This is a genomic window from Thiohalocapsa sp., assembly GCF_019695415.1.
In the GTDB taxonomy this organism is placed as follows: domain Bacteria; phylum Pseudomonadota; class Gammaproteobacteria; order Chromatiales; family Chromatiaceae; genus Thiohalocapsa.
The window spans coordinates 3,987-9,022 of sequence record NZ_JAIFKJ010000348.1 but is presented as its reverse complement, the minus strand read 5'-3'; the positions used below and the strand labels follow the sequence as shown (position 1 = coordinate 9,022).

The 5,036-nt window shown below is 65.9% G+C and carries 3 protein-coding genes; 1 reads left to right on the top strand and 2 read right to left on the bottom strand.

Features of this window, described 5'->3' with window-relative positions; all coding sequences use genetic code 11:
* Window positions 1-21: 21 nt before the first annotated feature.
* On the bottom strand, window positions 22-1,215 hold the full coding sequence (gene proV, locus I6U14_RS09960; protein ID WP_296898928.1) for a glycine betaine/L-proline ABC transporter ATP-binding protein ProV: 1,194 nt from the start codon (window positions 1,213-1,215) through the stop codon (window positions 22-24).
* Between the two features lie 348 nt (window positions 1,216-1,563).
* Window positions 1,564-3,027 (bottom strand): hypothetical protein, encoded by a 1,464-nt coding sequence (locus tag I6U14_RS09955; protein ID WP_296898926.1) that lies wholly within the window; start codon window positions 3,025-3,027, stop codon window positions 1,564-1,566.
* 282 nt (window positions 3,028-3,309) lie between these two features.
* On the opposite strand from I6U14_RS09955, the gene I6U14_RS09950 reads away from it, so the two are divergent.
* Window positions 3,310-4,899 (top strand): mechanosensitive ion channel family protein, encoded by a 1,590-nt coding sequence (locus tag I6U14_RS09950; RefSeq protein WP_296898925.1) that lies wholly within the window; start codon window positions 3,310-3,312, stop codon window positions 4,897-4,899.
* Window positions 4,900-5,036 lie beyond the last annotated feature (137 nt).

The window sequence follows — 5,036 nt, the reverse complement described above, 5'->3', positions numbered from 1 at the left end:
CGCACTCCGCACTCCGCACTCTCACCCCGTATCCCGATCCAGCGTCTCCAACAAGCACGCCTTGGTGATGACGCCCTGGTAACGGTTCTGCTCGTCCACCACCGGTACGCCGCAGGCGGTGGCGGCGACGGTGCCGAGCAGATCGCTCACGGGCGTGTCTGCGGACAGCGCCGGCACCTCGCCGAGAAAGGCGTGATGCAGCTTGGGCTCGGCCTCGCGCAGCTCGTGCTGCAGGGAGTCCAGCGACACCACGCCGTGGAAGTGCTGGCCCTTATCCACGACATAGCCAAACTCTCGGTCGTGCTCGCGCAGCCGGGAGAGTGCCGCACGGATGCCGTCGTCCTGGCGCTCGATGACTGTCACCTGGGTTTTGCGGGCGATGTCGCCGGCCTTGAACACCGTCGCCACGTCGACGCCGCGGAAGAAGGAGCGCACGTAATCGTCGGCGGGGTTGTTCAGGATGTCGTCCGGGGTGCCCACCTGCACCACGCGGCCGCCCTCCATGATGGCGATGCGATCGCCAATGCGCATGGCCTCGTCGAGGTCGTGGGAGATGAAGACGATGGTGCGCTCGCTGTTTTCCTGAAGCTTCAGCAGCTCGTCCTGCATTTCGCTGCGGATGAGTGGGTCCAGCGCGGAGAAGGCCTCGTCCATCAGCATGACGGACGGGTCGTTGGCCAATGCGCGGGCCAGACCCACACGCTGCTGCATGCCGCCGGAGAGCTCGTCCGGGTAGCTGTCGATGTGGGCCTTGAGGCCCACCTGGTCCAGCGCGGTGACGGCCCGCTCCTCGCGCTCCGCCGGGGGAACACCTGCCAGCTCCAGGCCAAAGGCCGCGTTCTGGCCGACAGTAAGATGCGGCATCAGCGCGAAGCTCTGGAACACCATGCTCATGTCGCGGCGCCTGAGCTCCATCAGCTCATCGTCGCTCATGGCGGCGATGTCGCGGCCGTCCACAATGACCTTGCCGGCGCTCGGCTCGATGAGCCGGTTCAGCAGGCGTACCAGGGTGGACTTGCCGGAGCCGGATAAGCCCATGATGACGAAAATTTCGCCTTTTTGAATCGAAAAGCTCGCGTCGCAGACGCCGACGGTCTGTCCCGTGCGCTCGAAGATCTTGTCTTTGTCCACGCCCTGTTCCAACAGGCGCAGTGCTTCCTGCGGATGATCGCCGAAGACCTTGTACAGGTGCTCGACGACGACTTTGTCAGCCATAGCGTTTGCTCGCATCCTGTACGTCGGGGATGCGCTCCGGTAAATGGCGGCGGCAGCACGCAGCGGAGGCCATTGCGTCGGGTGCCATGCAGGTTGCCGCCGACGCCGCGTGTCCGATGTCGACCGGCCGGGCCAGGGCACGGCGACGGGCCAGGCGGGAAACAATTAGGGTTCTAAACACAACACAAGGAACCAGCGACGCGGGGGCGCGGTCCACCAGCAGGGACGCCGACGAGGGGGCAGGGCAAGAGGGAGAGGGAGCCGGGTTCCTTGCGGGGAGCGGCCCGAGGGCCGGGGCCTGCGGCAGGCATGTCCCCGAACCGCAGCCCTCAGCCCTAAGCCCTTCCGTCAGAAGTAGTAGCCGAAGTTGATGTTGAAGCGGTAGTTCCAGTGGTCGTTGGCGTTCACGCCGAAGTCGCCCGCGCCGAGGATCGGGTCGAAGATGTTGCTGTATCCCTCGGGCGTGCCGTCGCTCGTTTCGTTGCCGACGAAGAAGTTACCGTCTGAGAACGCCAGGTCTGTGTAGATGTACCAGCCGCCGCGGGCCCAGGCCGCGCCGAGCATCACCAGCTGACTGTCGTTGAAGTCGCTGTCCTGCTTGACGATGTTGCTGTACTCCACGTATGGGCGCACCGAATCCAGCCACGGAATCTGGTTGGTCTCCCACAGGTAGCTCAACGACACTGCCGGGATCCAGGCGTCGGTGGCCACCGGCCAGGCGAAGTCGTAGCCGCCCATGGGCACCAGCTGATCTGTGTTCAGCCAGGGGTTGTCGTCTACATCGATCTTGTAGCGGGTCAGCTGCGTGGCCAGCAGCCAGTTGTTCCAGCTGTTCTTCATGTGGATGGACGCGGCCCATTGCTCGCCGTCGTCGTTGCGCCGGCCCTTGAGCTGGCCCCACTGCAGCGAGGTACCGATTTCCGTCGGCACGGCGATGTCGTCCAGGTTGTAGATGGCGCGGAAGTTGAGCTGATTGCGCTCTTCCCAGCCGTTGGGCGTGCCGCCGTAAGTGACGGCGCCGTCCGGGGCGACGGACGTGGTCCAGGGCACGATGTCGTAGTCGTAGCGCGTGCTGTCCAGGCTGGTGCCGTTGCCGTCCCACTGGGCGCGGTTGTAGTAGGCGAAGTCGAGGTCCCAGTCGCCGACGCTGGTGATGTACTTGATGCCCAGGTCCATATCGTCGGCGAGACCGACGTAGAAGTGCTGGTCGAAGAACCAGCTCTGAGAGACGCCGTAGGGGCCCGGGCCGAAGGGCACGCGGTTCTGGCCCACTTGGATCTGGCTGCCGTCGTCGAACTCCCAGCCGAGCCAGCCGGTGTGCAGGAAGTTGTAGCCGCTGTACCAGCGGTACTCCAGCTTGCCGATTAGGTTCTCGTACTTGAGGTCCATGTTGATACGGAAGGTCTCGAGCTCGAAGTCCCCGCCGTTGCCGCCGCGTGACGGTCCGCTGCCGCGGCCCGGGTAGCTGCCGAGCACATAGTTGGCTCGCAGTGCACCGCCGATGGTGAGCGGGCCAAAGGTGATCTTGTCTGCGGGGGCCGGGCCCTCGTCGGCGAGCTTCTCCTCAGCCTCGGCGGCCTGGGTATACGCGGCCTCAGTCTCCTCTTTCGCCTCGACGAGCTCCTGGCGGGCTTGGTCCAGCTCGGCTTCGAGCTCGGCGATGCGCCGTTCCAGGGCCGCGGTGCTGGCTGTGCCGATGCCGGGGGCTCCCAGCAGTGGAAGGACGGCGGCGATGGAAATGGCGAGGGCGCTGTGGCGGGTGTGTGGTGCGCGGCGGCTGGCCGCGTGCTGGCTATGTGCGTTGAGAGACATAGGGCACCTGCTGTCGGTGGTTTGCCTGTTGTGAGGCAGCGACGTATGTAATCTTTTCGCCACTACAGAAGTAAAAATACACACGATGTCGCGTGATTGCAACGTTACTTGTTGCGCGGACGCAGCAATCTGGTGCATGGATGAGGCCCTGAGTCCGGGCGTTGCGCCTGGTTGGCTGGCGCGTGGGGGTGGCGGCGCTCCGCTGGTTCTGGGTTGCAGCCGGGTGCCGCACGTGCCTTCAGGGCTATACTGCGCGGCTATCCGGGCGCGCCGCCCGCGTCGATGACCGAGCGCCCCATGGAGACCCCTGCGGCTACAACCACTACGCTCGTGCTTCGCTTCATGGACGATCTCACGTCCAGTTATTGGCAGTTGCTGCTGGCGGCTCTGGCGCTCTTTCTGCTCTGGCGGATCGGCACTCGGGTGGTCGGCGAGCGTCCGCTGTTCGACCACTTTCCGCGCATCACCGCGGCGTTCGACGTCTTTGTGCTGCCGTTCAGCTGGATCGTTGCCGGCGCGCTGCTGCGGCTTGCGAATCGGGTTGTCGGCATCCCGGCGCTGGACGCTTCCATCAAGTGGCTGACCGCGCTCGCGGCCTATCTGGCCGCGGGCTGGGCTCTGGCACGGCTGGTGGAGGTGCAGTTGCTGCTCCGCGCCGAAGAGCGGCGTCGCGAGCGCGTGCCCCAGCTCATTGTCGGCCTGATCTACATCCTGCTGATGCTGGTGGGCCTCGGCCTCTTCATGAACCAGCGCGGGTACTCCCTGTCCGGCGTCTGGGTTTCCACCGGTGTTGCAGCGGCGGTGCTCGGCTTGGCGCTGCAACGGACCTTGGGCGACCTCTTTTCCGGCATCGCGATGGGCGTCGAGCGGCCCTTTCGCATCGGCGACTGGCTGGAGCTGCCGGACGGCCGCGTCGGCGAGGTGGTGGACATGAACTGGCGCGCGACGCGCCTGCGTGGCTGGGACAACGCCACCCTGGTGGTGCCGAACTCCAACCTCGCGAGCCAGAGCTTCAAGAACCTGCATGGCGAGAGCCACGTCTACGCGCCCTGGTACTTCGTCAAGCTGCCGGCGGACGTGGACCCGCGCTATGCCACGGAGCTGTTGCTGCAGGCCGCCATGCGCTGCGACAGCGTGCTCAAGCTGCCGCCGCCCGTGGTGCGGCTCGCTGAGGGCGGCAGTCTGCCCTACAGCTACATGGTCTGGGTGCACCTGCGCGAGTATCCGGCCATGTTCCGCGCCCGCGAAGAGCTCTTCCGCGAGATCCACAAGTCCTTGCTGGAGTCGGGCATCGAGGTAGCGCCGCAGGTGCAGGAGATGCGTACCCGTCGCGCGCACATCTCGAGCGCAGAGCCGCCGACACTGGCGCTGGCGCTGCAGTCGCTGGAGTTCGCCGGCGACCTTACCGATGACGAGCTTGCGCAGATTGCTGCCCGCAGCGAGTACCGATACTTTAATGCCGGCCATGTGCTGCTGGCGGAGGGGGCTGTCAGCGACGCCCTATACGTCATCGCCGGCGGGCTCGTGGACAGCACCGTGCTCTTGCCCGACGGCAACCGCAAGGAGTTGGAGACGCTCGGTCCCGGCAGCTACTTCGGCCTCACGGCCATGCTGACGACGGAGCCGAGCTTCGAGGAGTTCATTGCACGCAGCGATGTGACCCTGATCCGCGTGGACCTGGATTGTGTGCGCACCATCGTCGACGCCCGACCGGAGCTGAAAGACAAGCTGGTGGAGCTGGTCAAGCAGCGCTGGGACCTGGCAGAGGCCGCCCGCGTGCAGAGCCGCCGCCGAACCCGCCGGCTCACCATGCGCGACATCCGCCTCGGCATCGAGCGCCGGTTGTACAACCCACGCATTCCGCGGCACTGATGCCGCTCCCAAGGCCGCATGCAGTCGTGGGAGCGGCCTCTGGCCGCGATCGACAGCGCTGCAGGCGAAGTCGCGGCAGGGATGCCGCTCCCACAGAGCGCATGCAGTTGTGGGAGCGGCCTCTGGCCGCGATCGAC

Coding starts and splice junctions, on each gene's coding strand:
- proV (WP_296898928.1), bottom strand. CDS start 1,215: ATGGCTGACAAAGTCGTCGTCGAGCACCTGTACAAGGTCTTCGGCGAT.
- I6U14_RS09955 (WP_296898926.1), bottom strand. CDS start 3,027: ATGTCTCTCAACGCACATAGCCAGCACGCGGCCAGCCGCCGCGCACCA.
- I6U14_RS09950 (WP_296898925.1), top strand. CDS start 3,310: ATGACCGAGCGCCCCATGGAGACCCCTGCGGCTACAACCACTACGCTC.